The organism is Desertimonas flava (assembly GCF_003426815.1).
GTDB classification, from domain to species: domain Bacteria; phylum Actinomycetota; class Acidimicrobiia; order Acidimicrobiales; family Ilumatobacteraceae; genus Desertimonas; species Desertimonas flava.
Genome location: NZ_QKYK01000001.1, coordinates 459,963 through 486,843 on the forward strand (window position 1 = coordinate 459,963; position 26,881 = coordinate 486,843).

The window sequence follows — 26,881 nt, forward strand, 5'->3', positions numbered from 1 at the left end:
GGCCTTCCGTGCCGCGTCCCGTCTTCGATCACGGAACGAGGGCGTCATGGTTGTCTGCCTGAGAGCCACGTCAGCTCAGAGCCGTTCGCCGGTGACCGCCGAGAAGAACAGCACCTCGTTCGGACGGGGCACGAGACGAAGACGCTCGCCCGGCTGCATGCGGACCCGCCGGTCGACGCGGACCACCAACTGTTCGGCGCGTGTCCGCCACGCGCCGCCCTCGCCCGGCGGCGTGGCATAGACGAACGACTCGGCGCCGACCACCTCGACGAGCTCGACCGGCACCTCGATGGCGGACGGTTCGTCGTCGCCCACGACGTCCCACGACTCGGGGCGGATGCCGATGACGACGGACTCGCTGTCGTTCGACGTCGGCACGTCGAGGCGCACGCCGTCGAACGCGGCCGCGCCGTTCGCCACCCCGACGGTCAACAGGTTCATCGCCGGGGCGCCGATGAACTCGGCGACGAACGTGTTGACGGGGTTGTCGTAGAGTGTCTCGGGATCGTCCACCTGCTGGAGCACGCCGTCCTTCAGCACGGCGACGCGGTCGCCCATCGTCATCGCCTCCACCTGGTCATGGGTGACGTACACGGTGGTCACGCCCAGGCGGCGCTGGAGACTGGAGATCTGCGAACGGGTGCTGACGCGGAGCTTGGCGTCGAGGTTGGACAATGGCTCGTCCATGCAGAACACCTTGGGTCGGCGCACGATCGCCCGGCCCATCGCCACGCGCTGGCGTTGCCCACCAGAGAGCTTGCCCGGCTTGCGACCGAGCAGGTCCTCGAGCTCGAGCATGCGCGCCGCCTCGAGGACCCGCTCCCTGGTCTCGGCCTTCGACACCCGTGCGTTGCGCAGGGCGAAGCCCATGTTCTCGGCCACTGTCATGTTCGGATAGAGCGCGTAGCTCTGGAACACCATGGCGACGTCACGCGCCCTCGGAGAGGCGCGCGTGACGTCGGTGCCGTCGATCAGGATCCGGCCCTTCTCCACCGCCTCGAGACCGGCGAGCATTCGCAAGCTGGTCGACTTCCCGCAGCCCGACGGGCCGACCAGGACGAGGAACTCCCCGTCGCCGATGTCGAGGTTCAGATCATCGACGGCGGGGCGCTCAGTGCCGGGATAGCGGTGGGTGACTCCGGTGTAGACGACGGTCGCCATGTGTGAGAGACGGTGGGATCGTCGGCCGAGCTCAGGACGGGAGCTTCGGCGTGATGTCGCGGTCGAGGATCGTCTGCAGCTGGCTCTGGATGTCCTCGAGCGTCGTCGCCACATCCGCCCCCTGGAGGCCGATCTCCTCGAACTTGGCGCCGATGATCTGATCGGCGCCGGGGATGAACACCCGGGCGTAGTCCTGGGACTGCGTGTTGGCGAGCTGGTCGATCGCCGTCCTCGCCCGCGGGTTGGCATCGAGGAACTCGACCTCGGCGGGATCCTCGACCGCCGACTTCCGCACCGGCATGTAGCCCGTGTTCTGCGTGAAGTACGCCGTGTTGGCCGGGTTGGTGACGAAGTCGATGAAGCGCAGGGCGTTGAGCTTGCGATCGTCGTCGATCCCCGAGGGGATGGCCAGACCGGCACCGCCCGTGCAGCAGCCGATCTCGCCGTTGGGGCCCTGCGGAAGGGGCGCCGTGTTGAACTCGAAGATCGCGTTGTCGGTGATGCCCTTGAGGTCACCGGTCGAGGCGATGACCGAGCCGTAGAACCCGGTGCTGAACTCGTTGGCGAGCTCGTTGGCGACGGTCGCCACCTTGGCGGAGTTGATCATGTCGCTCAGCCACTGGGCCGCGGCGATGGTCTCCTCGCTCGTGAAGTTGAGCGTCCACTCCTCCGAGTAGCTGCCCCCCTTGGTCCAGTTCGGACCCTGGAACGTCCAACCGAGGTAGCTCGCCCCGTTGCCCCAACCGTGGGCGTAGTTGCCGTCGCCGACCACGGCCTGGATCTCCGGCGCCCACTCGTCCCACTCGTCCCAGGTGGCCGGCCCGCGGTCCTCGAGGCCGACCTCCGCCCACAGATCCTGGTTGTAGTAGAAGAGCGGCGTCGAGCGGGCGTACGGCAGGGCGAAGTGCTGCTCGTTGAAGAGGTAGTCGGCGAGCAGGGCGTCCACGTAGTCGGACGTGTCCACCGAGGCCTCGGCGAAGAGGTCGTCGAGCGGGGTGATCGCGCCCAGCAGGGCGAAGTTGAACCACCACACGTCGGACAGGACGACGACGTCGGGCAGGTCGCCGCCGGACAGCGCGGCGTTGAACTTCTGCGCCACCTCCTCGTAGTTGGCGCCACCGTCGACGAGGTTGACCTTGACGTCGGGGTTCTCGGCCTCGAAGCGTGAGATCAGTTCCTTCTCGACGTCGATCGAGCCACCCGGGTGGTTCGACCAGAAGCTGATCTCCCCGGTCGCCGATGACGTGCGTCGGCGCGGCGCGGCGCCGGTCGACGCGGCGCGGCCGCCGGCGAGCACGGAACTGCCCGGCGTCCACAGCGCGGCACCGGCGGCGAGTGCGCCGGAGTAGCCGAGGAAGTTGCGGCGATTGATCCTGGACATGGTGATGAATCTCCTGAATTGGTTGAACGGGAACGGATGGGAGAACGCGGCAATCAGCCCTTGGCGACGTGGATGGCGGTCACCCCTTGACCGCTCCGGACGTGAGGCCCTTGATCATGTTTCGCTGCAGGACGAGGAAGATGACGAGCATCGGGATCATGGCGAGCAGCACCACCGCCATGACCGGACCCCAGTTGGTGACGCCGTCGTTGTTCTGGAGGTAGGTGAGCGTGATGGGGATCGGCGCCACCTCGTCGCCGTCGCTCATCACGTAGGGCCAGACGTACTCGTTCCACGCGTCGACCACGGCGATGACGCCGAACGCCACCATCGTCGGTCCCGACATCGGCAGGACCACGCGGAACAGCAGGCGGAACGGGCCGGCGCCGTCCATGCGGGCGGCCTCGATCACCTCCGTCGGCAAGGACAGGAAGTGGTTGCGCATGAGGAACGTGCCGAAGGCGACGCCGGCGAGCGGCACGATGATGCCGGGGAACGTGTTGCGCCAGTTCCACTCCGACACGAGCACGTAGTTGGAGATCAGCGTGATCTGGTTGGGCACCATCAGCGCGGCGATGATCGTGAGGAAGACGAACGTCTTGCCTGGGAAGCGCAGGAACACCAGGCCGAAAGCGGCGAGCGTGCCGAGCACGAACTTGGCGCCGGCAACGGAGAAGGTGATGATCGCCGAGTTGCGCAGGGCCCGCCAGAACGGCACACGGCTGGTGCCCTCGGAGAAGTTGCTCGGGTTCCACCGCGGCGGCCACCACGTGGTGGGACGGCTGTAGATGTCGCCCTTCTCCTTGAACGCCGTGAAGAACACCCACACGAGCGGCAACGAGATGAGCAGGATCACCAGCGCCATGGCGACGTACCCGAACGCCCTCGCCATGCGGCGCTGCTGGACGGCATCCATCTCCCTCATCGGGCGTCCGCCCGATCCGTGCTGCTTCATCGGGCATCCGCCCGATCCGTGCTGCTCATCGGGCATCCGCCCGATCCATGACCCTCACCTGGATCACGGTGATGATGAGCAGGGCGGCGAACATGATCGTCGCCACCGCCGAGCCGTATCCCGGGCGCAGGTTGCGGAACGACTCGACGTACACCTGGTACACCATCGTCGTCGTGCCGTTCTGCAACGGCCCGCCGCGCGTCATCACGTTGATGAGGTCGAACACCTGGAGCGAGTTGAGGATCACGGTGATCGACAGGAAGAACGTGGTGGGCCGCAGCTGCGGCAGCAGGACGCGCCGGAACGTGCGCCACGGACTGGCGCCGTCGATCTGCGCCGCCTCCATCAGGTCGCGGCGGACCCCCTGCAGCGCCGCCAGATAGATGACGAACGTGTACCCGAGGTTCTTCCAGATGTAGGTCACCGTCACCATGAACAGTGCCCATTCCGGGTCCTGGTAGAAGTTCGGTGAGGTGACACCGACGCGACGCAGCAGGTCCTGGACGAAGCCGAAGCGGGGATCGAACACGAACTGGGCGGCGAGGCCGACGGCCGCGCCCGACAGGACGAACGGGGCGAAGATCACGGCACGGGCGAGGTTGCGGCCGCGCAGCTGCTGGTCGAGGAGCATCGCCAGGGCGAGGCCGAGCACCATCGAGCCGGCCACGGCGAACACGGTGAACGTGACCGTGTTGCGCACGACCTCCCAGCTGTCGTCCCGGTGCCACCACTCGCGATAGTTGCCGAACCCCCGCCAGACCCGCGACGGGCTGGCGAAGTTCCAGTCGTAGAAGGACAGGCGGATGTTGTCGATCAGTGGCCGGTGGACGAACAGGATGAGCAGCGCGAGGTTGGGCCCGACCAGCACGAAGAACAGCGCGTAGTCCCGCCACGGGTGGTTGCGAAGCTGCCGCCGACTCCCAGAGAACGGCAGCGTCCGGTCCGGAGCCGTCACGGCGGGCGACCTTACTCCGGCAAAAATGACCCCCGGACCGACCGCATCGGAATGCTCTGCGAACCCCGAGTGAACGGGAACCATCGCGGTTCGGCGAGCGTCCTATGGTCCTTTCCGTTCCGACACTCCACGCCCGCCGTCCAAGCTCAATTCAGTACCGATCCACCACAGCGATCCACCAACAACAGCAAGGAATCCCCATGCACCGCCTGTCGAAGAAGACCGTTGCCGCTCTCGCCGTCGCCGCCTCGGCGGGCGTCGTCGGCCTCACCGGCGCCGCCACGGCCTCGGCCTCAACGCCCGTCGATCCCCCCGCCGACACCACCGCCGGCACCGCCGCCGACACCGCCGCACCGGTCGTCCCGCCGGCCGACACGACGGTGCTGCCGGTCGAACCGGGGGCCCCGGCTTCCGGCACGATCACCGTGTCGGGCACCGGATCGGTCACCGTCGATCCGGACACCGCGGTGGTCAACCTCGGGGTGCAGGTGACCGCCGAGACCGGCGAGGCGGCGATGGAGCAGGTGTCCAGCGGCGTCACCGATCTCACCGCGGCCCTCGTCGCTGCAGGCATCGCCGAGGAGGACATCCAGACCTCCGGGCTCAGCCTGTGGTCGACGTTCGGCGACGACGGCGCCACCGTCACCGGCTACCAGGCGTCCATCAACGTCGACGTCACGGTCCGCGACATCGACGCCGTCGGCTCCGCCATCGACACCGCCCAACAGGCCGCCGGTCCCGGCTTCACCGTCGGCGGTGTGACGTTCTCGTTCGCCGATCCCGAGACCGTGCTCGAGGAGGCCCGGGTCGAGGCCTTCGCCAACGCCCAGACGATCGCCGGGCAGTACGCCGCGGCGGCCGGCGTGAATCTCGGCTCGGTGGAGTCGATCGTCGACACGCCGCTCGGCATCCCGGTCAACTTCGGCCGGGTCGGGGCGATGGAGGACGCCGCCGCCGGCGTGCCGATCTCGCCCGGCACCCTGGACCTCCAGGTCCAGGTCACCGTCACGTTCACCATCGCCTGACCAAGCCACGATTCTCAGCCGTCTGTGGTTGCACGAATGCAACCACAGCAGCACAGGAAGCGGTGACGCAGGTCGTGGACGCCGCCGGGTGGCGTCTGCGGCCTGCGTTCCGGAAGGGTCCGGCGAGTAGTTTCGATCGGCGATGACCGCGAACCCGATGCAGGACAAGATCGACGACCTGCGCCGCCGCCGCGAGGAGGCGTACCACGCCGGCTCGCCCCGTGCCGTCGAGCGCCAGCACAGCAAGGGCAAGATGCTCGCCCGCGAGCGGATCGACTATCTCCTTGATCCTGGATCTTTCAATGAGCTCGACCTGCTCGCCCGCCACCGTGCTCATGCGGCGGGGCTCGAGGAGCGGCCCTACACCGACGGTGTGATCACCGGCTGGGGCACCGTGGACGGACGTAAGGTCTTCGTCTTCTCCCAGGACTTCACGGTGTACGGCGGTGCCCTCGGCGAGGTGTTCGCCGAGAAGATCCACAAGCTGATGGACCTCGCCCTCAAGGTCGGAGCCCCGGTCGTGGGTCTCAACGATGGCGCCGGCGCCCGCATCCAAGAGGGTGTCGTGTCGCTCGCCAGCTACGGCGGCATCTTCTACCGCAACGTCCTGTCGTCGGGCGTCGTGCCGCAGATCTCGGTGATCCTCGGCCCGTGCGCCGGCGGCGCCGTGTACTCGCCGGCGATGACCGACTTCATCTTCATGGTGCGCGAGACGTCGCACATGTTCATCACCGGCCCCGACGTGGTGAAGACGGTGACCGGCGAGGACGTCACGCTCGAGGAGTTGGGCGGCGCGATGAGCCACGCCTCGAAGTCGGGCGTGGCCACGTTCGTGTCGGCCGACGAGAAGGCCTGCCTCGACGATGTGCGCTTCCTGCTCGGCTTCCTGCCTCAGAACAACATGGAGGAGCCGCCGGAGCTGGACTCGGGCGACGACCCCGACCGGCTCTGCCCCGAGCTCACCGACCTGCTGCCGGCCAGCCCGAACATGCCCTACGACATGCACAAGGTGATCTCGGCCGTGGTCGACGACGGCGAGTTCTTCGAGTACTTCCCGCACTGGGCGCGCTCGATCCTCTGCGGCTTCGCCCGCATCGACGGGCGCACGGTCGGCATCGTCGGTAACCAGCCGATGGTGCTCGCCGGCGTGCTCGACATCGAGTCCTCCGAGAAGGCCGCCCGGTTCGTCCGCTCGTGCGACGCCTTCAACATCCCGCTCGTCACGTTCGTCGACGTGCCCGGCTTCCTGCCCGGTGTCGACCAGGAGTACGGCGGCATCATCCGGCACGGCGCCAAGCTGCTCTACGCCTACTGCGAAGCGACCGTGCCGCGCATCCAGGTCATCACCCGCAAGGCCTACGGCGGCGCGTACGTGGTGATGAACTCGAAGTCGATCGGCGCCGACCTGGCCTTCGCCTGGCCGACCGCCGAGCTGGCCGTCATGGGCCCGCAGGGTGCCGTGGAGATCGTCTACCGCCGCGAGCTGCAGCAGGCGGCCGACCCGGCCACCCGGCGGGCCGAGCTGATCGGCGAGTACACCGAGCGCTACGCCAACCCCTACGCGGCGGCCGAACGCGGCATCGTCGACGACGTGATCGACCCCGCCGAGACCCGGCAGAAGATCGTCGCCGGCCTGCGCCTCCTGCGCACCAAGCGCGAGGAACTGCCCCGCCGCAAGCACGGCAACATGCCGTTGTAGTCGTCCTCGGCTCGCTTCGCTTCGCTCGCTCGCCTGCGGCGAGTTGATCTGTGGCCCCCGGCGCCCGGCAAAGCCCGGGCGCCGGGGGCGCTGAAGAGTTGCTGTGGCGTCATCTCGACTCTCGGCCCTCTCGGGGCGTTCCATCCCCACTGCCCTCCTCGCGCTCGCGTTGATCGGCTCGCGCCGGCTCTATCCCCACTGCCCTCCTCGCGCTCGCGTTGACCGGCTCGCGCCGGCTCTATCCCCACTGCCCTCCTCGCGCTCGCGTTGATCGGCTCGCGCCGTGTCAGCGGTGGTTGCGGGGGTGATCCCGGGACATGCGCTCGTTGCCGCGGCGGTAGTTGCCCGTCCAGCGGGCCATCACCTCCTGCGGGTCGGCATCGACATCGTCGAGGAACTCGGCCGCCCGCCGGCCACGCAGCGTCGTCGCGTGACGTCCGTGGTGGGTGATGACGATCGTGCCGTCACCGCGCCGCTGGTACTCGAACCCGTTCGGCGGAGGCATGGACCTCCATGCTGTCGCAGGAGCCCCGATCGGTCACGGTCGCGTTTCGACCGGCGGTGTCAGGCGACAGCTGTGCCCTCCAACTCGACCAGCAGGTCGGGCACCGCGAGGCGACCGACACCCAGCATCGTGGTGGTCGGAGCCACCCCGGCCGCGCCCAGCCGGGCGGCCAGCACGCCGTAGTGCGGGATGAGCCCGTCGACGTCGGTGGTGTACACGTTGAGACGCACGAGGTTCGCCAAGCACATTCCCGCCTCGCCGAGAACCGCCTCGAGGTTGTCGATGCTCAGCGCCAGCTGCGCCGCGAGGTCGCCGCCGTGCATCGGCCGGCCGTCGCCGCTCATCGCCGCCTGCCCCGAGCAGTACAGCGTCCGGGTCGGCCCGGACACGATCTCGCCCTGGTTGTAGCCCAGCTCGACCGACCACGCCCACGGATTGACCGCCGTTCGTTCCACTGTCACATCGTCTCCATTCGCTTCGTCGGCGCCATCGGTGACGTCGACACACGTGAGCGTCTCAACCAATACACGACATCTTGTGTCGCATATCTCTGGCATCGTTGACGACATGCGCGCCGATCGGTTGGTCTCGATCGTCCTGCTGTTGCGGCAGCGCGGACGGTTGTCGGCGACCACGCTCGCCGCCGAGCTGGAGGTGTCCACCCGCACCGTCCTGCGCGACATCGAGGCGCTGTCGGCGGCGGGCGTTCCCGTGTACTCCGAGCGCGGACGTCGCGGCGGCTTTGCCCTGCTGCCCGGCCTGCGCACCGAGCTGACCGGATTGAACGACGACGAGGCGCTGGCCCTGTTGGTAGCCGGCTCGCGCCGCGGTGCGCAGAGCTTCGGCCTCGGCTCGGCCCTCACATCGGCGATGCTCAAGGTGGTCGACGCCTTGCCCGACACGCATCGCGCCAGGGCGGCCGGCGCCAGCCAACGCCTCCTCGTCGATCCCGACACCGATCTGCTCGCCCGTCGAGTCGTCGCCGACGAGGCTCCCGCCACGATCGTCGGCGAGATCCGGAGCGCGGTGCTCGCCGGTCACAAACTGCGTCTCCACTACGCCGCTGCCGACCGTGCGCCGACGTGGCGAACCGTCGACCCGATCGGGCTCGTCACGGTGCGCGGCCACGGCTACCTGCTGGCGACGGTCTCGGGTGAGGACCGCACGTACCGGCTGTCGCGAGTGCTGGCCGCTGAGGAGCTCGACGAGCCGGCGCAACGCCCCGAGCGGGTCGATCTGGACGAGATCTGGAAGGAACGCAGCCGGCGGTTCCGCACCGGCGGCGACCAGGTGGCCGTGCTCGCCCGCGTCGATCCGGCGCGTCGAGACGAACTCGTGGGCACTGCGTTGGCCATCCTCACCGAGACGACCGACACCGACGGATGGCTGCGTCTCGAGATGGCGTTCCAGGACACGCGACACGCCGTGTGGGCGCTGTGGCAGCTCGCCACCGACGCCGAGGTGCTGGAGCCGGTGTCGTTACGCGAAGCACTCCGCGACCGTGCCGCGACGATCGCGGCCCGTTACGGACCGGCGTCGATCTGAGCGGTGGGTCACGGTGCGATCTCCAGGCGGTGGATGAGGTCGCCGCGCAGCTCGAACCGGTAGCGCAGGTCGACCTCGCCGCCGGGGAAGTCGCCCGACAAGTGGTTGTGCACGACGACGACGCCACCGCCGAGGTCGTCGACGCCTGTGAGCGTTCGGGTGTAGGTGTACTCACTGGCGGTGCGCTCGAGCCACCATCGGATCCGCTCTGCTCCGGTGTATGTGGCGCCCTCGTCGACGACGGTGGCATCGGCGCCGAACGCGGTGATGGCCGCATCGGCGTCGTGGCGGTCGTGGGCCCTCTGGTACGTCTCGATGACGGATGGAAGTGTCGCACCGCTCATCTGCGGCTCCTCTCGAACCTGTGCTGTACAGTGACTGCTGAATTCGAAGTCAGTCGCTTCGAGATTAGCAGTCACTCCTGGAGAAGCAACGATGTCGAGCAGGATCCGCCTCCAAGATCGCGAATGTCCGCTGTCGTCGACGCTGGGGCTGGTCGGCGAGTGGTGGACCCTGCTGATCCTCCACGACGCGTTCGACGGATATCGCCGGTTCGACGAGTTCCAGGAGAACCTCGGGATCTCCTCCAGCTTGCTCACCGGCCGTCTCAAGCGCCTCGTCGACGGCGGCGTGCTGGATCGCCGCCAGTACCAGTCCAACCCGCCGCGCCACGAGTACGTGCTCACGCCGCTCGGCCAGTCGCTCCGGCCCGTCATCGTGGCCCTGGCGGCATGGGGCAACAGCCGGCTCGACCCGAGTGAGCGGAGCATGATCCTGGTCGACGCGGCGACGGGTGACGAGGCCGAACCGGTACTGGTCGACGCCCGGACCGGTCGTCGCGTCGATGGTCCCGACTTCGTGTTCACCGCGGGGCCAGCAGCGAGCGAACCGTTCCGCCGGCGCTACGCCGACACCCTCTCCAGACACAGAACTGGGCGCGGATCGTGACGGCCAGCGTCACGATCCGCGCCCAGATGCGGGAATGGCACGATCGAGCCCCAGATCGTCAGGGGTGGGGGTCAGCCCCAGAGCTCGCGGATGGTGGAGTACACCTTCTGGTTGTGGGAGAACTCGATGACGTTGCCGTCGGGGTCCCGCACGGCGCAGATGTAGCCGATGTGCTCGGCCATGTCCATGGGCTCCCATTGCAGGGCGCCGAGCTCGCGGGCCCGGTCGGCGATGGCGTCGACGTCCTCGCGGTTGGGCATCTCGATGCCGATGTGGGCGAACGGCGCCAGCGTGGTGGCCGGCTCGCCCGGCTTCACGCCGAAGCGCTCGCCGACCTCGGGGATGAACTCGGCGATGACGAGCACGAACGGATTCTCGACCTGGCCCTCGTTGGACAGCCAGGCGCCCTTGCCGTTGACGTCGGTGTTGCGGGCGACGACGACGAGCGGCGTGATGGTGGTGTAGAACTCGATCGACCGCTCGAGATCCGACACCGGCAGGGCGATGTGGGTCCAGCGGGGCTGGGTGAGCTTGTTGGCGTTCTCGGTCATGTCAGGTCCTCGTCAGGTCGGTTGGTGAGTCGATTGGTGTCGGTCGGGATGGTGTCGGTCGAGATGGTGTCGATCGGGATGGTGTCGATCGGGATGGTGTCGATCGGGATGGTGTCGTTCGGTCCGGATGGGTTCGTGGGAGTGCTCATGTCAGATCGTCGGCCACTTGGCCCGGTCCGGGAGACCGGAGCGCTGGCGGATGCCTTCTCCGGCGACCTGCGCCCTGCGGAGCAGGTCGTCCTCGTCGATCGTCGTGCAGCGGTAGTCCTCGACGACTCGCCGGCCACCGACGAACACCGTGTGGACACCGCGTCCATCCGCTGACCATACGAGCTGATTGGCCACATTGTGCAATGGACGCCACTCCGGACGGTTGGTGTCGTGCAGCACGAGGTCGGCCTGCTTGCCGACCTCGAGTGAGCCGAACTCGTCGAACGCCTGGAGACCCTTGGCGCCGTTGCGCGTCGCCATGGCGAAGGCCTCCTCGGCGGGGAACATCGTCGCGTCGCGCCGGGCGTCCTTGTACAGCCCGGCGACCAGATACGTGGCCCGCATCAGGTCGTGGTAGTTCGACGCGTTGTTGCCGTCGGTGCCGATCGCCACGTTCACGCCCGCTGCTGCCATCTCCGGGAACTTGCCGATCTGGGTGACGCCGTACGACACCTTGAGCGCCGTGGTCGGGCAGTGCGACACGCTCGTCCCGGTGTCGGCGAGGATCTGCACCTCCTCGTCGTCGACGTACACCGCGTGCGTGAGGATCACGTTGGGGCCGAGCACGCCGATCTCGTTCAGGTGCACCATCGGCCGCTGACCGAAGCTCTCCATGAATCCGTCGACGTCCATCTGGGCCGGTGACATGTGGAAGCTGAAGCCGGTGCCGTGGTCCACCGACAGCTGTTTGGCGGCGGTCCACAGCTCGTCGCTGCAGCACGTGTGGCCGATGACGATCGGCCAGGCCTGGATGCGCCCGTCGTGCACCGAGCCGTAGCGGCTCATCGCGTCCTCGAGCGTGGCGATCGCAGCCGCGGTGTCCATCTTGAGGGCGTCGTAGTGGGGCACGAGGTCCCACGCCCACGGGCCGACCCTGGCGCGGATGCCGATCTCGCCGAGCGCGTCGACCACCGGGTCGATGAAGCGGATGGTGCCGGCCTCGAGGAAGGCCGTGGTGCCCGACTTGAGCATCTCGAGGGCCGCCATCTGGGCCGAGATGTGTTCGTCCTCGGGCGTGTAGTACGTGTGGATCGGCGTCAGCCACTCGAACACGTTCTCGAGGAACGGGGTGTCGTCGGGGACGAAGCCGCGGGTCAGCGGCTCGCCGGTGATGTGGATGTGCGTGTTGACGAGTCCCGGGGTGACGACGAAGCGCCGACCGTCGACCACGTCGTCACTGCGCCAGTCGCGGGTGATGTCGGCGGCCTTGCCGATGGCGGCGATCCGGCCGCCGGCGATGGCGATCGCAGCGTCGGTGATGACTCGCCGGTCGTCGTCCATCGTCACGGCGATGGTGTCGGTGATGATCGTGTCGGCGACGCCTGGGGCGAGGGACGTGTCGGTCATTGAGGGTCTCCGGTTCATGCTCGTTGCCGAGCGGTGGTGGTTCGTTGGATGAGGTGGACTCGCTGGCGGGGGACGGGCTCGATCACCGCCGTGGTGACGGCGTCGTGGTCGGCGCACCAGGCGGCCAGCTGCGCTTCGGTGACGCCGCGCCCGGCCGTGCCGGCGCGCATCGTGAGGGCGAGCGTGAGGTCGTGGCGGGCCGCCCGATAGACGTCGGCGGTGTGGCCGGCGCCGGGCACGAAGTAGTCGGCGACGAGCAGTGTCCCGCCCGGTGCCAGCAATTCGATCGCCCGGGCCGTCAGCGCCGCGGCGCGGGCTTCGGGTTCGGCGCGCAGCACGTGGGCGAGGACCACGACGTCGGCCCGGTCGACCGGGAGCGGCGCCGTGAGGTAGTCGCCGGCGTGCAGCTCGATGCCGGGCGTCGTCGCCGTCAGCCGGGAGGCCACCGAGTCGATCACGTGGGGCACGTCCACGCCGATCCCTCTGGCGCGCGGACCGGCGGCGTCGAGCAGCGCCGAGAGCCAGGCGCCAGACCCACAGCCGAGGTCGACGATCACGGCGCCGTCGGGCCAGGTCAGCTCGGCGCCGACTCCGGCGGCGACGGCGCGCTGGGTCGCCGCCGTGGCCCGCACGAGGTCGGGCATCAGGTCACCGGTGTCCGCCAACGTCGCCGCGTCGGGACCACCGGCACGCAGCGTGCCGGCGAGTCGTGGCCACGCGGCAGGTGAGCCCGGCGACAGGCGAACGAGGTCGGTCATCGCCGCCGGCGAGGTGGAGACGAGGAAGCGCCGGGACGTGTCGGTGAGTGCCCACGTCCCGCCGTGGGTGTCGAGCAGGTCGAGGGCCGCGAGGAGCGCGGCCAGGGCGTCGAGATCGGCCGCGTCGGCGACACCGGTGGCCGCGGCCAGCTGCCCCGTCGGGAGCTGCTGGTCGGCGAGGGCGTCGAAGAGTCCGAGCTCGACGGCGGTGTGCAATGCCCAGTACGCGGCGAAGCCGTTGATCGCATCCCACACCGGCGCCGGCGAGCTCATGGTCGCAGCACCACCTTGCCCATCGCCCGGCGGGACTCGAGGTGCTCGTGGGCGGCCGCGGCGTCGGCGAGGGGGTACTCGCGGTCGATCGGCGTCACGAAGCCTGATGCCCAGTACAGGTCGAGCATCGGGCCGAACTCGGCCATGTCGTAGGGGTCGGAGCCGAGCAGCTGAAGGCCGAAGTGGTAGGCGTAGGCGAGGTCGAACTGCACCTGGTTGCCGGTCGTGTTGCCGAGGAAGACGAGCCGGCCGCGCGGGGCCAGGCTGAACAGGCCGGCCGGGAACGTGGCGGGTCCGACGTGATCAATCACGAGGTCGACGCCGCGTCCGGCGGTGACGTCCTTGACGGTGCCGACCACGTCGGCACTCGACGTGTCGATCACCACGTCGGCCCCGAGCTTGTCGACGTAGGCGACCTTCTCCGGCGAGCTGACCGTCGAGATCACCCGCAGGCCGGCGGCGCGGGCGAGCTGGATGGCTGCCGTGCTCACACCGCTGGCGCCGGCGTGGATCAACGCCGTCTCGCCGGGGGCGGCGCGGCCGGTGACGTGGAGGGCGTGGTGGGCGGTCATCCAGATCGTCGGCACGGTCGCCGCCTCCACCAGGTCGGCGTCGTCGGGAACGATGTGGACGTTGGCCAGCGGGGCGACGACGTACTCGGCGTACCCACCGGGCAACGTGGCGCCGATGACGCCGGTGGACGGGCAGCGTCCGTCGAAGCCGGCGCGGCACGGGGCGCAGTCGCCGCACGGCACGGCGGGGTTGACGACCACGCGGGACCCGGTCGCCACGGCGCCGCCGGACGTGTCGGGGCCGAGCGCTTCGACGATGCCGGCCACGTCCATGCCTGCCGTGTGCGGGAGAGCGAAGCCGGGGATCAGGGCCGGCCCGCGCCGCTGCAGCACGTCGAGGTGGTTGAGCGCACACGCCTCGACACGGATCAGCACCTCACCGGCACGCGGTGTCGGAACGGCGATCTCGTCGAGCTGCAGGACGTCGGTCCCGCCGTGGGCGTGGTGGCGCACGGCGCGCATCGAATCGGATGGGGACGTGGAGGTCATCGAGGCTCCGCTGGTCGGTTCGGATGTCGGTCACCGACCGGCGTTGCACGCCAATCGGCATGCAACGGCGAACCCCGATCCGACCTCGCCCCGCATCGTGCGTGGGGTCGGGCCGACTCGTGAGTAGCGAGAGTTTGTTGCCCACTCGCGCCGACAGCGACGGTAGCGGGACGACGTCGGCGACGTCAATCGGGGCGCCGCCCCGCGGGCGCGGGACTAGACCACTAGGCCGAGCGGCGGAAGGAGAGGCGTTCCTCGAAGTTGAGTCCACCCCACACGCCGTAGCGCTCGCCGGTGGCCACGGCCTGCTCGAGGCACTGGCTGCTCACCGAGCAGGTCGCGCAGATCGCCTTGGCCCGCTGCTCGCGAGCCACCCGGTCGCGCTTGCGTTCGCCGCCGAACGGCGGATAGAAGTCGGTGGCCGCGTCGCCCTGGCACATGGCCTGTCGGCGCCACGCACCGGGTTCGGCGTCACGGCGCCGATCGCGCCGGTCGGCGGTGCGACGGACGCCTGTGGTGCTGGACACCGACGTGACCGACACGGTGCGTCGGGTCAGGGGGTCGAGGTGCGTCCCGGCCGGGGGATTGGTGCGCAGGTTGGTCGCCACGGAGCAAACGGTAGGAACGCCCGGCGGCCTCCACAAGGGTCCGCGACCGTGTTCACGCAGGGTTTACCACCTGGGAACATGGCGCTCATGAACCGCCCGGGCCGCGGGGAGCTCCTCGCTCGCGACGAGCAGACGGCCTGCCCTCCGGCTGGCCCGATTCGCTGGTCTATTCGGCGGTGGAGTGCTTGGCCGAGCGGCGCTCGCGGTAGTCCTTGGCCGCTCCTTCGAGTGGCTCGACCTCCAGTGTGACGCCGTCGATGGCGGCGACGCGCACCTGGTCGCCGGCGGCGATCGGTGTGGCCCGGTTGGTGCGGGCCCGCCACTGGCCGTTGCCCACGGTGACGATGCCGTCGGGGTCGATGGCGCCGTCGGCGTGGCCGATCTCACCGATCATCCACTCACGCCCGATGGTCGGCGTGGCGAAGCGGGTGCGGACCATCGACGGCATGCCGGTGACGAACGTGATCGTGATGCCGCCGACGCCGGTGAGCAGCGTGATCCACGACGGCCGGAGCGTGGCGCCGGGCAGCGACTCGAAGAGCCAGAAGCTGCCGATGATGGTGCCGACGATGCCGACCCCGGTCCAGAACCGCGGGATGCCGACCTGCACGTCGACGGCGAAGGCGATCATCGACAGGACGATCATGGCGAGCGCCCAGCCGCGGATGGGCAGGGCGGCGAGGCCGGTGCAGGCGAGGACGAGCGACCCTGCGCCGACCACGCCGGCGATGCCCACACCCGCGGTGAAGAACTCGAAGATCAGCAGCGCCAGGCCCACGAGCAGCAGGAGGTAGGAGATCGACGGACTGGCGACGGTGTGGAAGATCTGGTCGGTGAGCGAGAGCTTGGTCATGATGACCGTGGCCACCGGTTCCTGCTGCGGGGTGCCGTCGTCGGCCACGCTGTTCTCGACCGTGTGGAGGACGACACCGTTCTCCTCGTAGCCGTCGAGGGCGTAGAGCATCGACTTGAGGGTGGGGATGCCCTCGTCGGTGATGCGCTGGTTGAAGACGCCGAACTCCCGGGCGTCGCTCAGTCCCATCGACCCGCGGCGGAGGCGGTCGGAGGCGTCGCCGAACTCGACCGTGACGCCCTCGGGGTGCAGCGGTGTGCCTGTGTACCCGACACGGGCGCCGGGGGCCATGCCGCTCACGTCGGCCACGGCGAGGAGCTGCGCCGGACGCCCGTAGAGCTTGGCGCTGGACGGACCCACCCACAGGCCGATCGGGATCGGCGCCGCGTCGATGTCCTCCATCAGCTGTTCCATCGTGTCGTCGCCGACGACCGATCCGCGCGTGTTGACCTGGAGGATCAGCGCCTGGGCGCCCTCGGACTCGGCGTCGTCGATGGCGTTGGTGATCGAGTCGACGACGATCTCGTCGAAGAGGCCGCTCACCTGGAGCACGTGGACCGGCGGGGCGGTGATCCGGCTGTCGTCGGCGGAACCCCCGTCGGCGGCCGGTTCGGTGGCAGCCGGGACCTCGTCGGTGCCGGTGCTCGCCGTCGACGCGCTGGCGGGGCTGCCGATCAGGCTGCCGGCGAACGACACCGCCGCCGCGGCCGTGACGAAGCCGATCGCTAGTCTGCGCAAAGATGCCTCCGGAGTGCGTGAACCCGGTGAACGGGAGTCTGGTGCCGGTGCTCTCGGCTGCCCGGGTGCTGGTGGTGGCGGGCAAGGGCGGAGTCGGCAAGACAACGGTAACGGCAGTTCTGGCGTCAGCGGCCGCCGCCGCAGGTCACCGCGTCCTCGCCGTCGAGCTCGACGGCAAGCCGGTCCTGTCCCGCCTCGTCGGTGACATCCCGCTGCTCGAGCTGTCGGCTCCGGCCGCCCTCGAGGACTATCTGCGTGACCACGGATTCGGGCGGATCGCCAAGCGTCTCACCGCCTCCGGCGTGATCGACGTGGTGTCGACGGCGGCGCCGGGGATCGACGACATCGTGGTCCTGGGCAAGATCAAGCAGCTCGCGCGCACCGGCGAGTGGGATCTCATCGTCGTCGACGGCCCGGCTGCCGGGCACGCCGTCACGATGCTCACGTCGCCGGCGGGCATGCATGACGCCGTTCGCGGCGGGCCGGTGCGGTCGCAGGCCGACGACGTGCTGGAGCTGCTCCACGACCCGGCCCGATGCAATGTGGTTCTTGTCACGTTGCCCGAGACGACGCCGGTGAACGAGACGATCGAGACAGCCTTTGCCCTCGAGGACCGGGTCGGCGTGACGCTCGGGCCGGTGATCGTCAACGCCGTCGACGTCGGGCCCGCCGTCCACGCACCGGGTGACGGGGACCGCTTCGGCGACGACTGGGCGGCGCTCGTGCAGGCCGCCGAGTTCCGGCGCCAGCGACGGGAGATGCAGACGGCGGCGATCACCCGGCTGGCCGAGGCCCTGCCCCTGCCGCAGCTGCACGTCCCGCTGGCCGCGGCGTCCGAGCTCGGTCCCGACGTGGTCACCAAGCTGGCGGCCGCGGTGACCCCGGGAAGCGTTCGATGAGCGGCCGGGAGCGCCGGGACGCCGGCCTCGGACCCGTGGTCGACGGCGCCGGCGTGGTGGTGTGCTGCGGTCCTGGTGGCGTGGGCAAGACGACGGCAGCCGCGGCGATCGGCGTGGAGGGGGCCCGGCGGGGCCGGCGGGCCGTGGTCGTCACGATCGACCCGGCCCGGCGACTGGCCGACGCCCTCGGGCTCGCCGACGGCCTCGGGCCCGAGCCGACGCGCGTCTCCCTGGACGAGGCCGGTCTCGCAACCGACAGCGACTCCGGCGGCGACTCCAGCAGCGACGGTGGCGAGCTGTGGGCGATGATGCTCGACACCGAGGCGGCGTTCGTCGACGTCGTGCGCCGCAATGCCGAGTCGCCGGAACAGGCCGAGCGGATCCTGGCCAACCCGTTCTTCCGCAACATGGCGGTCTCGCTCAGCGGCACCCAGGAGTACATGGCGGCCGAGACGCTGCACCTGCTGCACCATGACGAGCGCTTCGACCTGGTCGTGGTCGACACCCCGCCGACCAGGAACGCCCTCGACTTCCTCGAGGCGCCGGGCGTCCTGGCCCGGTTCCTCGACCACCGCCTGTTCCGGCTGATGATGCTGCCGGCCCAGCGCGGCATGCGGATCGTCGGCGTCGCCACGCAACCGTTCCTGCGCGCCATCGGCAAGGTGGTGGGGTCCGACGTCCTTGCCGACGCCGTGGCCTTCTTCCAGGGATTCGCCGGCATGGAACAGGGCTTTCGCCGTCGCGCCGACGAGGTGATCGGCCTGCTCCGGTCCGACGTCACCCGGTTCGTCGTGGTCACGTCCCCCCGCCACGAGGCGGTCATCGAGTCGACGTGGTTCGTCGACCAGCTCGCCGATCAGGGGATCGAGGGCATCGCCGGTGTCGTCAATCGCATCCATCCCGCGTTCGGTGACGGCTCGGCGGCCGACGCCGCCGCCGAGGCCGATCGGCTCGAGGCCGTCGATGACCCAGCAGCCGGGCTGTGGAGGAACCTCGCCGAGCTACGGGCGTTGCGTGAGGCCGAGCTGTCCCAGGTGGCCGAGTTCGCCAAGCTCTTCGACGACGGGGTGCTGGTGGAGGTGCCGCTGCTGTCGGGCGACGTCCACGACCGCGACGGCATCGACCACGTCCGCAAGGCGCTGTTCTGAGCGGCGCCCTGGGGTGACGGGCGGCCCGTCGGATACTCTGCGAGCCGTGCACGTTCTGCTCGCAACGGATGCCAAGTGGCTGGTCGACGACGTCGTCGCCGTGCTCGGTGACGAGAACACGTCGTTCACGGTGTGCTCGGACGGTCGCGAGGTCGCCCGGCAGGTCACCAAGGCGATGAAGCAGGACCACTCGTTCGACATCGGCATCTTCGACCTGCAGATCGGCTCGATGGGTGGCATGGCCGTGACGATGGCCCTCCGCCTCGACGCCTCGGCGGGGCGGGCGCCGGCGATCCCGGTGCTGATGCTGCTCGACCGCGAGGCCGACATCCACCTCGCCCGCCGCAGTGGCGCCGAGGGCTGGATGGTGAAGCCGCTCGACCCGCTGCGCCTGCGCCGGGCCGTGCGCACCGTCGCCACCGGCGGCACCTACACCGAGGGCATCGACGAGGCCACCGGCACCGCCGTCGACACCTCCGAGGCCGCAGCCGCCCCCGCCGACGAGGGTGCCGAGACCGTCGACACCGCCGAGGGTGCCGACGCCGTCCCCGCCGCCACCTGACGCCGGCGTCCACGCTCGACCGTCACCCCCCGACCCACCCGAGTGTTGAAGCGCGCCCGAGTGTGGAATGCCCCACAGGTGGGCGTCCCACACTCGGATGGACGTCCGTCGCCGAATCGCCGAACGGAGTGATCGGAACCGACCCGCGGCCGGTAGCGTGTGCAGCCGCTACGGGGTGTAGCGCAGCTTGGTTAGCGCGCCACGTTCGGGACGTGGAGGCCGGAGGTTCAAATCCTCTCACCCCGACCATCTGATGTCTCGGGACATCGGCGACGGTCCGATCCTCCGGGGTCGGACTGTGAAGGTTCTGGGTTCGGGTGTTGGTCATCGGTGTGTCGGGTCGCCGTTGTCGTGCGCGGGAATTCACGCCGTCGTTTCGCTGAGCCCGGCGCCCGACAAGGCGTCGTCGAAGGATCGGGCCGGTCGCCCGAGGACCTGTTGCACACCCGGTGAGAGGTACTCGTTGGCACCCTCGCGGATCGCCGTGAACAGGTTCATGAGCAGCTCGACGACAGGCGCCGGCAGGTACGCCGACGCGGCATCGGCCCACACGTCGACTTCGACCGGCTCGAAACGGAGCTCGCGGCCGGTCACTCGGGCCAGACGCGCCACGGCGTCGTCGAACGTGAGCAGTTCGGGGCCCGACAGGTCGTAGGTGGCGTCGTGCGGGCCGTCGCCGATGAGTGCGCTGACGGCGACCGCCGCGATGTCCGCCGTGTCGACGAACGGCTCGCGACCGTCACCGACGGGCAACCGGAGCACGCCCTCGGCGAGCTCGTCGACGAACAAGCCCTCGGTGAAGTTCTGGGAGAACCACGACGGGCGCAGCACCGTGGTGGGGAGGGCGCCCTGGCGTACCGCCGCTTCGACCTCCAGGAGCACACCGTCGCCGCCCTGCTCGGGCTGCCGCGCCGACAAGAGCACGAGGCGTTCGAGTCCCGCCGCCTCTGCCTCGGCGACGAAGCGCTCGATGTCCGACGGGACGTCGGGCGGCACGACGTAGGCGGAGCGGGCACCGGCGAGCGCCGGCGCCCACGAGTCGGGCTCGGTCCAGTCGAAGTATGTGGGTGACGACCGGCTCGTCGGCCGCACGTCGGCCCCGGCATCGGTGAGTGCCGCCAGCACGCGCCGCCCGGTTTTGCCTGTCGCCCCGATGATCAGGATGGGGCCGTCGTCGGACGGTCGGGCGGTTGCGCGGAGTGGTTCAAACGTTGTCATCAGCTCACGTTGACGGGATCAGGTGATCGTTTCCATGGCTACGAAGCGCTGATTCATACGCGATCGTCTACGGTGGCGCTGTGGATGCAACCGATCTCGCGCTGCGCGACCTCCGCGTCGTCGACTCGATGGTCGGACGGTCACTGGTCGAGCCGCCCTGGGGAATCGCCGTCGACTCCGACGACACGTGCATGCTCGCCGCCGTGACGCAGGGCGAGATGTGGGCGACTCGTGCCGGGAGCCCGCCCGTGCATCTGGGATCGGGAGACGTCGTGGTGTCCTGCGGTGGCGCCACGCTCCGGCTCGGCGACCGTCCCGACAGCGACGTCGACGTGGTGATCGCCGGCAGGGACGCGTGCTACGACCCCTCGACCGGTGCCGACCTCAGCGAACGTTGCCTGATCGGTGGGCGCACCTTCGGCAGCCGCGACGGTTCCGTCTCGGTCCTCGTCGCCGCCTTCGCCACCACGGGTGCGACCTACGACCTGCTGGCTGCGGACCTGCCGGCGATGCTCATCGTGCCGTCGCACGCCGATGTGTCGGCGATCCTCGACATCGTCGCGGTCGAGACCGAGTCCAACCGACCTGGCCAGCAGGTCGCCGTCGATCGCCTGATGGAACTGCTCGCCTTGGCCTCCATCAGGACCTGGCTACGCGCCGCACCGGCCGAGATCCCCTCCTGGGCGGCCTCGCTCGACGACCCGGTCGCCGGCCCCGCACTCCGGGCGATGCACGCCGAACCGGCGCGGTCGTGGACGGTTGCCGAACTCGCCGCGCTCGCCGCCGTCTCGCGTTCCGCGTTCGCCCGCCGCTTCCGTGCCCGCGTCGGTGTGGCGCCGCTCGCCCACCTGGTGCGATGGAGGATGGCGCTGGCCACCGATCTCATGCGCGCTGAGCCGCACCTCGGTCTCGCAGAGGTCGCCGCGGCCGTCGGATACTCCGACGCGTTCTCGTTCAGCAACGCGTACCGGCGAGTCCGAGGGGTGTCGCCGTCGCAGGCCCGTCGGAGGCCTGCCCGCTCGGCCTGACGGCGACGCCAAGTGTGGCCGCAACGCCGCACCGGCTCGCGCCGCATCGGCGACGCCGAGCGATGGGAGAGGTACCGTCGCTCCATGGGCGTGCACTGGACACTCGGGTATGACGCGAGCGACCCGCAGCGACTGGCCAGCTTCTGGGCGGATGCCCTCGGGTACGTCAGCGAACCCGGCTACGACGACGACGATGCGGCGTCGATCATCGATCCCGATCAGCGTCAGCCGGCGATCGGGTTCCTCCGCGTGCCGGAGGGAAAGACGGCGAAGAATCGCGTGCACATCGACATCCGTGTCGCCGGCGAGCCGCCGTGGGACATGGTCGAGCGCGAACGCCTCATCCGGGCCACGGTCAGCGACCTGTCGTCTGCGGGGGCCGTGGAGGTTCGCGAGGAGCGCTACGGAGCGCACCTCGGCCACGTCGTGATGCGCGATCCCGAAGGCAACGAGTTCTGCGTCGCCTAGCTGGAGCCCGGGGAGGTTGACCGTGGGGGTGGCGCGGGCGGAGGTGGGAGTCGACCCGCCGTGTGGCGCCGCGTCGGCACGTCCACGAGCACGGGCACCATGGTCGCTGCCGGCGCCGCGACATCAGCACCTTGGTTGACCTCGGTCCGGCAGCTGCCAGGCTGGCGTGATGTTCGATCACGGTGTCGCCTCGTTCGACCCGACCGCGGACGGCGTGTTGCTGTGGACGCGGACCGCTGTCAGTGGCCCCGTGTCGTGGACGGTCGCGACCGACGTGGGCATGGGAGATGCCGACGTGGTCGCGTCCGGTGACGTGGATCCCCGCGACGACGTCGGCACCGTCGTGGTGGACGTCGGTGGCCTGAAGGCTGCGACGACGTACTTCTACGCATTCGCGACCGGCGGGGTCCGGTCGCCGGTCGGCCGGACGCGCACGCTGCCCGACGGCCCCGTCGGACAGTTCCGCCTGGCTGCTGCCTGCTGCGCGAAGTACGCCGACACGCCGCTCGGGGTGTACCGGGCCATCGCCGACGACGACGTCGACCTCGTCGTCCATCTCGGTGACTACGTCTACGACACCGACGCGCCGCGCGGCCACGCTGACGAAGCGACCACAGCGGTCAGCCTGGAGGAGTACGACCGGCGTTACGCGACCGTGCGCTCCGATCCCGACTGCATGGCCCTTCATCAGCGTCACCCGGTCGTCGCCGTCTGGGACGATGGCGACCTCGCAGACCTCGCAGCGACCGGGGGCGCGCCGGGCCACGATCCGGCGAAGCACGGGCCGTGGGACGCCCGTGTGCGCGCCGCGCTGACGGCTCGGGCCCGGTGGCTGCCCTCCCGCTGGTTCGACCCGGAGCGACCGAGCCCGACCTGGGGATCGGTCGTCGTCGACGACCTCGCCGAACTGCTGCTCTTGGACACCCGCGTCGCCGGCCGCGACCGGCAAGCCGGCGAGCCGGGGACGCGTGAGCTGCACGACCCGGCGCGCTCGCTGCTCGGTGACGAGCAGCGTCGGTGGTTGAACGACCGGTTGGCGTCCCGCTCGGTGCAGTGGGCGATCCCGGTCAGCTCCGTGGTGGTCAACGAGATCGTGCTGCCACTTCCCGCCCCCTCCGGCGTCAACTCCAGGCTGCCGCCGGGCTACGCCTACCTCGACGGCAAGGTGATGCACGACGACCAGTGGGACGGCTATCCGGCCGAGCGCGACAACCTGGCGCGTCGGTTGCGGACACGCCACGAGGCGGGCCGATCGGCGTTGCTCCTGTCCGGCGACGTCCATGCCTCGTGGGCGTTCGAGGGCCCGATGGATCCCGACGGCGATGATGCGACCGCTGTCGAGTTCACCGTTCCCGCCGTCTCGTCACCGACGATGGAACAGACGGTCGTGCCTCGCGCACGCGGGCTCGGACGGGTCGTGCGCCGAGCCGTGCAACAGCTTCCCCACGTCCGTCACGCCGACCTCGTGCACCATGGCTACGGCGTGCTCACGCTCACCCCCGAACGAGCGACGATGACGTGGTGGCACGTCGACCCGTACGCCGACGACCCGATCGTCGACCGTGCTGTCGGCGCCGTGCTCGCGGTGAACGCCGACGCGTGGCCACCGACCCTTCACGCCGCGACCGACACGGCCGGCTCCGACCGCCCGCCGGTGCCCCGCAATCCCGTGCCGCCACGTCCCAGCGATCTCCCTGCGCTGCGGCGGGGGCGCCACCGCCGGGCCCTCGCGTGGTCGGGGCTCGGCGCGCTGGTCTCCCTCGCCGTCTACGCGGTCGGGCGAGGGTGGCGACGCTGACCGCTCGTCCGTCGGGATCGGGGTAGGGCCAGCCGTAGCGGGAAGGCCCGGCCAGCCGGGTGGTGCGCCCGTGCGAGAGGATCGATGATCGAACTCCGATGATCGAAGTCACCCGATCGCACCGGTCGGGAGGGATCCGGCGAAGGCCACGCGCAGTGCGGTGGCGGGGAGTGCGATGAAGCGCAGCAACACGGTCCGGCCCGGAAGGGGCCTGGCTCGTTCTGGGGGGTGGCGGTCCGTCGGCGCCGCCGGCCTGTCGTTCGGTTGCGTCGTCGCCGTCGTGGTGATCGCCGCTGGCGCCATGACGTCGGCCGGGATCGCCCTGCCGACCACGACGACGACGATCCCCGACAGTGCCCATCGGCCGACGACCGTTCCGAGCACCAGCGGTCCGGTGATCGTGCAGCCGCCGCCTCCAACGACGACGACCACCACACTGCCGACGATCGTGGCGCCGGGGCCGCCCCCAACCGCCGGCACGACCACGACCACGACGACGGTGTGGTCGTCGACACCTGACCTGACGTCGCCTGCCGGTCCTGCGACGGGCACCGGAGCTCCCGTCGTTCAGGGGTCAGTCACGACGGTCGATGGCCCGATCGTGGTCGGCCGGCTGTCGGCCGGCCCCCACGACTGGCCCGTCGACGTGCTCGATCGGCTTCTGGCCGCTGGGTTCGACCTCGGCACGGCATCCGCCGGCGGCGACGGCTCGCTCGACGACCTGGCATCGTGCGTGGACTGCCTCGAGATCGTCAGCGGCGTCGCCTACCTGATCGGCTGGGAGGAGATCTTCCCGGGGGCGTGGGGATGGCGGCTGTACCTCGAGGTGACGACGAACCGCCCGGCGATCGGGGCGATCTCGGTGGAGGACGACGACGGGGTCTTCACGCAGTACCAGAACGAGTTCGAGACCGTGTGGGGGCGCACGGTCGGGGTGTACGGCTCGTGTGCCACCTACCCGGCGTGGGCGTGGGTGGAAGACGCCGACGGCAACACCCGTGTCGGCTACGGCTCGTTCACCACACCGTGCACCGCCGTCGAGTCGTCGGCCTCGGCGACTGGGCCGGCCGTGCTCGCCGCCCCGACCGCCGCCGACGCCCCGGCGATCGACGACGTGGTGACGCCGACGACGGCGGGGCCGACCACCACGTGGTCTCCCACCGACCCCGACGGCGACGGCCTCGATACCGATCAGGAGATGAGGATCGGCACCGACCCCCACGACCCGGACACCGACGACGACGGGCTGATCGACGGCGAGGAGGTGTTCCTCGGCACCTCGCCGACGGACGCCGACACCGACGGCGACGGCGCGACCGACCTCGCCGAGGAGCAGGCCGGGACCGACGCCCTCGATCCCGCCGATCATCCGTGACGTCGGCGTGCTCAGACCCACTCGGTCAGCGGGGCTGAGGACGCAGTCTGCGGCGTGGCCGTGCCCGGCGGCCGCCGCGTGTACGATCCCTGCCATCAGTGGATCGGCAGGGGAGGGCCGTCGTGACGGGCTCGCAGCAACCAGAACCGGCGTGGGCGCTACCGGGCGACCCGGGTCGGGTCGTGGCTGCGCTCGACACGGCCGTCGCGCCGCTCGACGCCGAGTCGCTGCTGCGCCGGGCGCTCGCCTTCCGGGTCCTCGGGCACGGAGCTGACGCCGCGGCCGACCTCGCCGCGGCGGAACAACTCCCGGCGGCACACGCGCTGCGCAGGTGGGCGTGCGCGCTGCGCGCCGACTTCACGTTCAACCTCGACGGCGACGACACGTCAGCGTGGACCCTGACCTCCACGCTGGTCGATGGCGCCCTGTCGGCGGTCGACGCGGCGTTGGCCAAGGCGCACGAGGTGCGCTCGCAGATCCTTGCCGCCAAGCCCACCAGGAGCCGCCTCCACCAGGCCGATCGCGACGCCCGACAGGCGATCGAGATCTGGGAGCGACTGAGACTCGGAGGTAACGCCCGCGCCGTGCGCGCCAACCGGGTGACCGACGTGCTGGTCCCGCTCGGTCGGTACGACGAGGCCCTTGCCGAGTTCGATGGTCTGCTGGCGTCGTCGGACACGACGAACGAAGCGGGTCGCCTCCGCCTCCTGCGCGCGTTCGCCGCCCTCGATGCCGGCGACCTCGATGCGTCGGGCGGCGATCTGGACAGCGCCGAGGTGCTTGCCCGCACGCCGCTGCACCCGCTGCGCCTGGCGACGGTGGCATGGGGTCGGGCCCTCATCGCGTGTCGCCGCGGCGATCGGACCGGCGCCCGCCGTCTCGCCGACCGGGCCGAGCGTTCGGCGGTCGGCGCCGGGCACTCGTGGGCGTTGCCCCTGTGGTGCGACCTGTCGATCGAGTTCGGCGCGCTCGGTGATCTCGACCTTGCGGACTCCTACCTCCAGCGAGCGCGGGATCTCGACCCCGACGACGCCTCGGTCCGCCACGCCGAGTTCGTCCTCGACGCACGTTCCGGGCGTCTCGGCGACGTCGATGCCGTCCTCGAATCGATCCCGCCCGGTCTCTGGGGGCGAACGCTCGCCGTCGCCGCGTCGGCCGCGTCACGCGCCGGAGCGACCGACGAGGCCGATGAACTGGCGCGGTTCGCGGCCGACGAGCTGGCGGCCGGTGGCGCGCCCGCCGAACCGGCGGTCGAGCCGTCACGCGGTGGTCGCGGCTACGTCCGGCTGTACGGCGAGCGCATGATCGTCCTCGACGGCGACGGTCATGAGGTGCGCCTCGACGGGCCGACGCAGCGCGCGTTCGTGGCGTTCGTCGCCGCTCGTCCCGGGGCCACACCGTCCCAGGTGGCCTCGGCGCTCTATCCGGACGAGTCTCCCGCCGTCGGTATGCGTCGCGTGCGGACCGTGGCCAAGCGGGTTCGTGAGGTGTTCGCCGGCCTCGTCGAGCTCCGGAACGGTCGGTTCAGTCCCGGTGTCGAGTGCGATCTCCACGAGGCCGTCGAGAGTGCGGAGCAGGCTGCGGGCCTGGCCCGATGGGATCGCGACATGGCCACCCACTCGGCGTTCGCAGCGGTCGTTGCGGCGAACGGTCCGCTGCTCGCCGAGTTCGCCGCCCGCTGGGCGGGCGACGTCCGCGCCGAGGTCGAAGCGGTGTTCCGGCCGTCGATCGAACTGCTCGCGGGCCATGCGGCCGGGCTCGGCGACGACCCGAGCACCGCCCAGTGGGCCCGTCTCATCGCCTGACGACCCG

At 70.2% G+C, this 26,881-nt stretch carries 28 protein-coding genes and 1 tRNA gene; 13 read left to right on the plus strand and 16 right to left on the minus strand.

What is annotated here, in order from left to right; genetic code table 11:
* Positions 1–75: 75 nt before the first annotated feature.
* The 4 genes from DN771_RS02230 to DN771_RS02245 form a co-directional block, all read right to left on the minus strand.
* Positions 76–1,161, minus strand: a complete 1,086-nt coding sequence (locus DN771_RS02230) for an ABC transporter ATP-binding protein (RefSeq protein ID WP_116995662.1) — start codon at positions 1,159–1,161, stop codon at positions 76–78.
* 31 nt (positions 1,162–1,192) lie between these two features.
* Positions 1,193–2,542: an ABC transporter substrate-binding protein gene (locus DN771_RS02235; RefSeq protein WP_116995663.1), complete on the minus strand. Its 1,350-nt coding sequence runs from the start codon at positions 2,540–2,542 to the stop codon at positions 1,193–1,195.
* A gap of 79 nt (positions 2,543–2,621) precedes the next feature.
* On the minus strand, positions 2,622–3,467 hold the full coding sequence (locus DN771_RS02240) for a carbohydrate ABC transporter permease (protein ID WP_420810917.1): 846 nt from the start codon (positions 3,465–3,467) through the stop codon (positions 2,622–2,624).
* Positions 3,468–3,522: 55 nt separating this feature from the next.
* Positions 3,523–4,452 (minus strand): carbohydrate ABC transporter permease, encoded by a 930-nt coding sequence (locus DN771_RS02245; protein WP_205528376.1) that lies wholly within the window; start codon positions 4,450–4,452, stop codon positions 3,523–3,525.
* Positions 4,453–4,652: 200 nt separating this feature from the next.
* On the opposite strand from DN771_RS02245, the gene DN771_RS02250 reads away from it, so the two are divergent.
* Together DN771_RS02250 and DN771_RS02255 are read left to right on the plus strand one after the other, a co-directional pair.
* Positions 4,653–5,477, plus strand: a complete 825-nt coding sequence (locus DN771_RS02250) for an SIMPL domain-containing protein (RefSeq protein ID WP_162941444.1) — start codon at positions 4,653–4,655, stop codon at positions 5,475–5,477.
* A gap of 142 nt (positions 5,478–5,619) precedes the next feature.
* The gene (locus DN771_RS02255) at positions 5,620–7,176 is read left to right on the plus strand and encodes an acyl-CoA carboxylase subunit beta (RefSeq protein ID WP_227462245.1); all 1,557 of its coding nucleotides are present in this window, start codon (positions 5,620–5,622) and stop codon (positions 7,174–7,176) included.
* 286 nt (positions 7,177–7,462) lie between these two features.
* On the opposite strand, the gene DN771_RS02260 is transcribed toward DN771_RS02255, so the two are convergent.
* Together DN771_RS02260 and DN771_RS02265 are read right to left on the minus strand one after the other, a co-directional pair.
* Entirely contained in the window at positions 7,463–7,681 is a 219-nt protein-coding gene (locus DN771_RS02260) for a hypothetical protein (RefSeq protein ID WP_116995667.1), read from the minus strand.
* Positions 7,682–7,740: 59 nt separating this feature from the next.
* On the minus strand, positions 7,741–8,142 hold the full coding sequence (locus DN771_RS02265) for a RidA family protein (RefSeq protein WP_116995785.1): 402 nt from the start codon (positions 8,140–8,142) through the stop codon (positions 7,741–7,743).
* 106 nt (positions 8,143–8,248) lie between these two features.
* Here DN771_RS02265 and DN771_RS02270 point away from each other — a divergent pair, with 106 nt between their 5' ends.
* Complete coding sequence (locus tag DN771_RS02270; protein WP_116995668.1) at positions 8,249–9,226, plus strand: helix-turn-helix transcriptional regulator; 978 nt, start codon at positions 8,249–8,251, stop codon at positions 9,224–9,226.
* An 8-nt stretch (positions 9,227–9,234) separates the two neighbouring features.
* On the opposite strand, the gene DN771_RS02275 is transcribed toward DN771_RS02270, so the two are convergent.
* Complete coding sequence (locus DN771_RS02275) at positions 9,235–9,570, minus strand: nuclear transport factor 2-like protein (RefSeq protein ID WP_116995669.1); 336 nt, start codon at positions 9,568–9,570, stop codon at positions 9,235–9,237.
* Positions 9,571–9,661: 91 nt separating this feature from the next.
* Between DN771_RS02275 and DN771_RS02280 the strand changes: the two genes are divergently transcribed.
* Positions 9,662–10,174, plus strand: a complete 513-nt coding sequence (locus DN771_RS02280) for a winged helix-turn-helix transcriptional regulator (protein ID WP_116995670.1) — start codon at positions 9,662–9,664, stop codon at positions 10,172–10,174.
* A 71-nt stretch (positions 10,175–10,245) separates the two neighbouring features.
* Here the strand turns inward: DN771_RS02280 and DN771_RS02285 are convergent, their stop codons facing one another.
* The 7 genes from DN771_RS02285 to DN771_RS02315 all read right to left on the minus strand — a co-directional run bounded on the left by DN771_RS02285 (position 10,246) and on the right by DN771_RS02315 (position 16,573).
* Positions 10,246–10,725 carry a VOC family protein gene (locus DN771_RS02285; RefSeq protein ID WP_116995671.1) on the minus strand — a complete coding sequence of 160 codons (480 nt, stop codon included), beginning with the start codon at positions 10,723–10,725 and terminating at the stop codon, positions 10,246–10,248.
* Complete coding sequence (locus DN771_RS29155) at positions 10,722–10,874, minus strand: hypothetical protein (protein ID WP_162941445.1); 153 nt, start codon at positions 10,872–10,874, stop codon at positions 10,722–10,724. Before DN771_RS29155 ends, DN771_RS02285 begins: the two co-directional genes overlap by 4 nt.
* 1 nt (position 10,875) lies before the next feature.
* Positions 10,876–12,282, minus strand: a complete 1,407-nt coding sequence (locus DN771_RS02295) for an amidohydrolase family protein (RefSeq protein WP_116995672.1) — start codon at positions 12,280–12,282, stop codon at positions 10,876–10,878.
* 14 nt (positions 12,283–12,296) lie between these two features.
* Entirely contained in the window at positions 12,297–13,313 is a 1,017-nt protein-coding gene (locus DN771_RS02300; protein WP_116995673.1) for a class I SAM-dependent methyltransferase, read from the minus strand.
* The gene (locus DN771_RS02305) at positions 13,310–14,374 is read right to left on the minus strand and encodes a zinc-binding dehydrogenase (RefSeq protein WP_205528377.1); all 1,065 of its coding nucleotides are present in this window, start codon (positions 14,372–14,374) and stop codon (positions 13,310–13,312) included. The genes DN771_RS02300 and DN771_RS02305 overlap by 4 nt, the downstream gene beginning before the upstream one ends.
* A gap of 224 nt (positions 14,375–14,598) precedes the next feature.
* Positions 14,599–14,982 (minus strand): WhiB family transcriptional regulator, encoded by a 384-nt coding sequence (locus DN771_RS30305; RefSeq protein WP_227462246.1) that lies wholly within the window; start codon positions 14,980–14,982, stop codon positions 14,599–14,601.
* A 166-nt stretch (positions 14,983–15,148) separates the two neighbouring features.
* Positions 15,149–16,573, minus strand: a complete 1,425-nt coding sequence (locus DN771_RS02315) for an NfeD family protein (RefSeq protein ID WP_116995675.1) — start codon at positions 16,571–16,573, stop codon at positions 15,149–15,151.
* A 26-nt stretch (positions 16,574–16,599) separates the two neighbouring features.
* On the opposite strand from DN771_RS02315, the gene DN771_RS02320 reads away from it, so the two are divergent.
* The 4 genes from DN771_RS02320 (at position 16,600) to DN771_RS02335 (ending at position 19,431) form a co-directional block, all read left to right on the plus strand.
* Positions 16,600–17,472, plus strand: a complete 873-nt coding sequence (locus DN771_RS02320) for an ArsA family ATPase (RefSeq protein ID WP_162941446.1) — start codon at positions 16,600–16,602, stop codon at positions 17,470–17,472.
* Positions 17,469–18,620 (plus strand): ArsA family ATPase, encoded by a 1,152-nt coding sequence (locus DN771_RS02325; protein ID WP_116995677.1) that lies wholly within the window; start codon positions 17,469–17,471, stop codon positions 18,618–18,620. The genes DN771_RS02320 and DN771_RS02325 overlap by 4 nt, the downstream gene beginning before the upstream one ends.
* A gap of 46 nt (positions 18,621–18,666) precedes the next feature.
* Complete coding sequence (locus DN771_RS02330) at positions 18,667–19,182, plus strand: response regulator (protein ID WP_162941447.1); 516 nt, start codon at positions 18,667–18,669, stop codon at positions 19,180–19,182.
* Between the two features lie 171 nt (positions 19,183–19,353).
* A tRNA-Pro gene (locus tag DN771_RS02335) sits at positions 19,354–19,431 on the plus strand.
* A gap of 114 nt (positions 19,432–19,545) precedes the next feature.
* On the opposite strand, the gene DN771_RS02340 is transcribed toward DN771_RS02335, so the two are convergent.
* Positions 19,546–20,400 (minus strand): NmrA family NAD(P)-binding protein, encoded by an 855-nt coding sequence (locus tag DN771_RS02340; protein WP_116995679.1) that lies wholly within the window; start codon positions 20,398–20,400, stop codon positions 19,546–19,548.
* A gap of 80 nt (positions 20,401–20,480) precedes the next feature.
* On the opposite strand from DN771_RS02340, the gene DN771_RS02345 reads away from it, so the two are divergent.
* From DN771_RS02345 to DN771_RS02355, 3 genes are all read left to right on the plus strand, one after another.
* Positions 20,481–21,428 carry an AraC family transcriptional regulator gene (locus DN771_RS02345; protein ID WP_116995680.1) on the plus strand — a complete coding sequence of 316 codons (948 nt, stop codon included), beginning with the start codon at positions 20,481–20,483 and terminating at the stop codon, positions 21,426–21,428.
* An 84-nt stretch (positions 21,429–21,512) separates the two neighbouring features.
* Positions 21,513–21,896, plus strand: coding sequence for a VOC family protein (locus DN771_RS02350; RefSeq protein WP_116995787.1), 384 nt, complete (start codon positions 21,513–21,515; stop codon positions 21,894–21,896).
* Positions 21,897–22,065: 169 nt separating this feature from the next.
* On the plus strand, positions 22,066–23,694 hold the full coding sequence (locus DN771_RS02355; protein ID WP_116995681.1) for an alkaline phosphatase D family protein: 1,629 nt from the start codon (positions 22,066–22,068) through the stop codon (positions 23,692–23,694).
* Between the two features lie 108 nt (positions 23,695–23,802).
* Here DN771_RS02355 and DN771_RS02360 read toward each other — a convergent pair whose 3' ends face one another.
* A complete protein-coding gene (locus tag DN771_RS02360) occupies positions 23,803–24,246 on the minus strand; it encodes a hypothetical protein (protein ID WP_116995682.1) in 444 nt (147 codons plus the stop codon).
* Between the two features lie 49 nt (positions 24,247–24,295).
* On the opposite strand from DN771_RS02360, the gene DN771_RS02365 reads away from it, so the two are divergent.
* On the plus strand, positions 24,296–25,069 hold the full coding sequence (locus DN771_RS02365; RefSeq protein WP_116995683.1) for a thrombospondin type 3 repeat-containing protein: 774 nt from the start codon (positions 24,296–24,298) through the stop codon (positions 25,067–25,069).
* A gap of 122 nt (positions 25,070–25,191) precedes the next feature.
* Positions 25,192–26,874 (plus strand): hypothetical protein, encoded by a 1,683-nt coding sequence (locus tag DN771_RS02370; RefSeq protein WP_162941448.1) that lies wholly within the window; start codon positions 25,192–25,194, stop codon positions 26,872–26,874.
* The last annotated feature ends 7 nt before the right edge of the window (positions 26,875–26,881 follow it).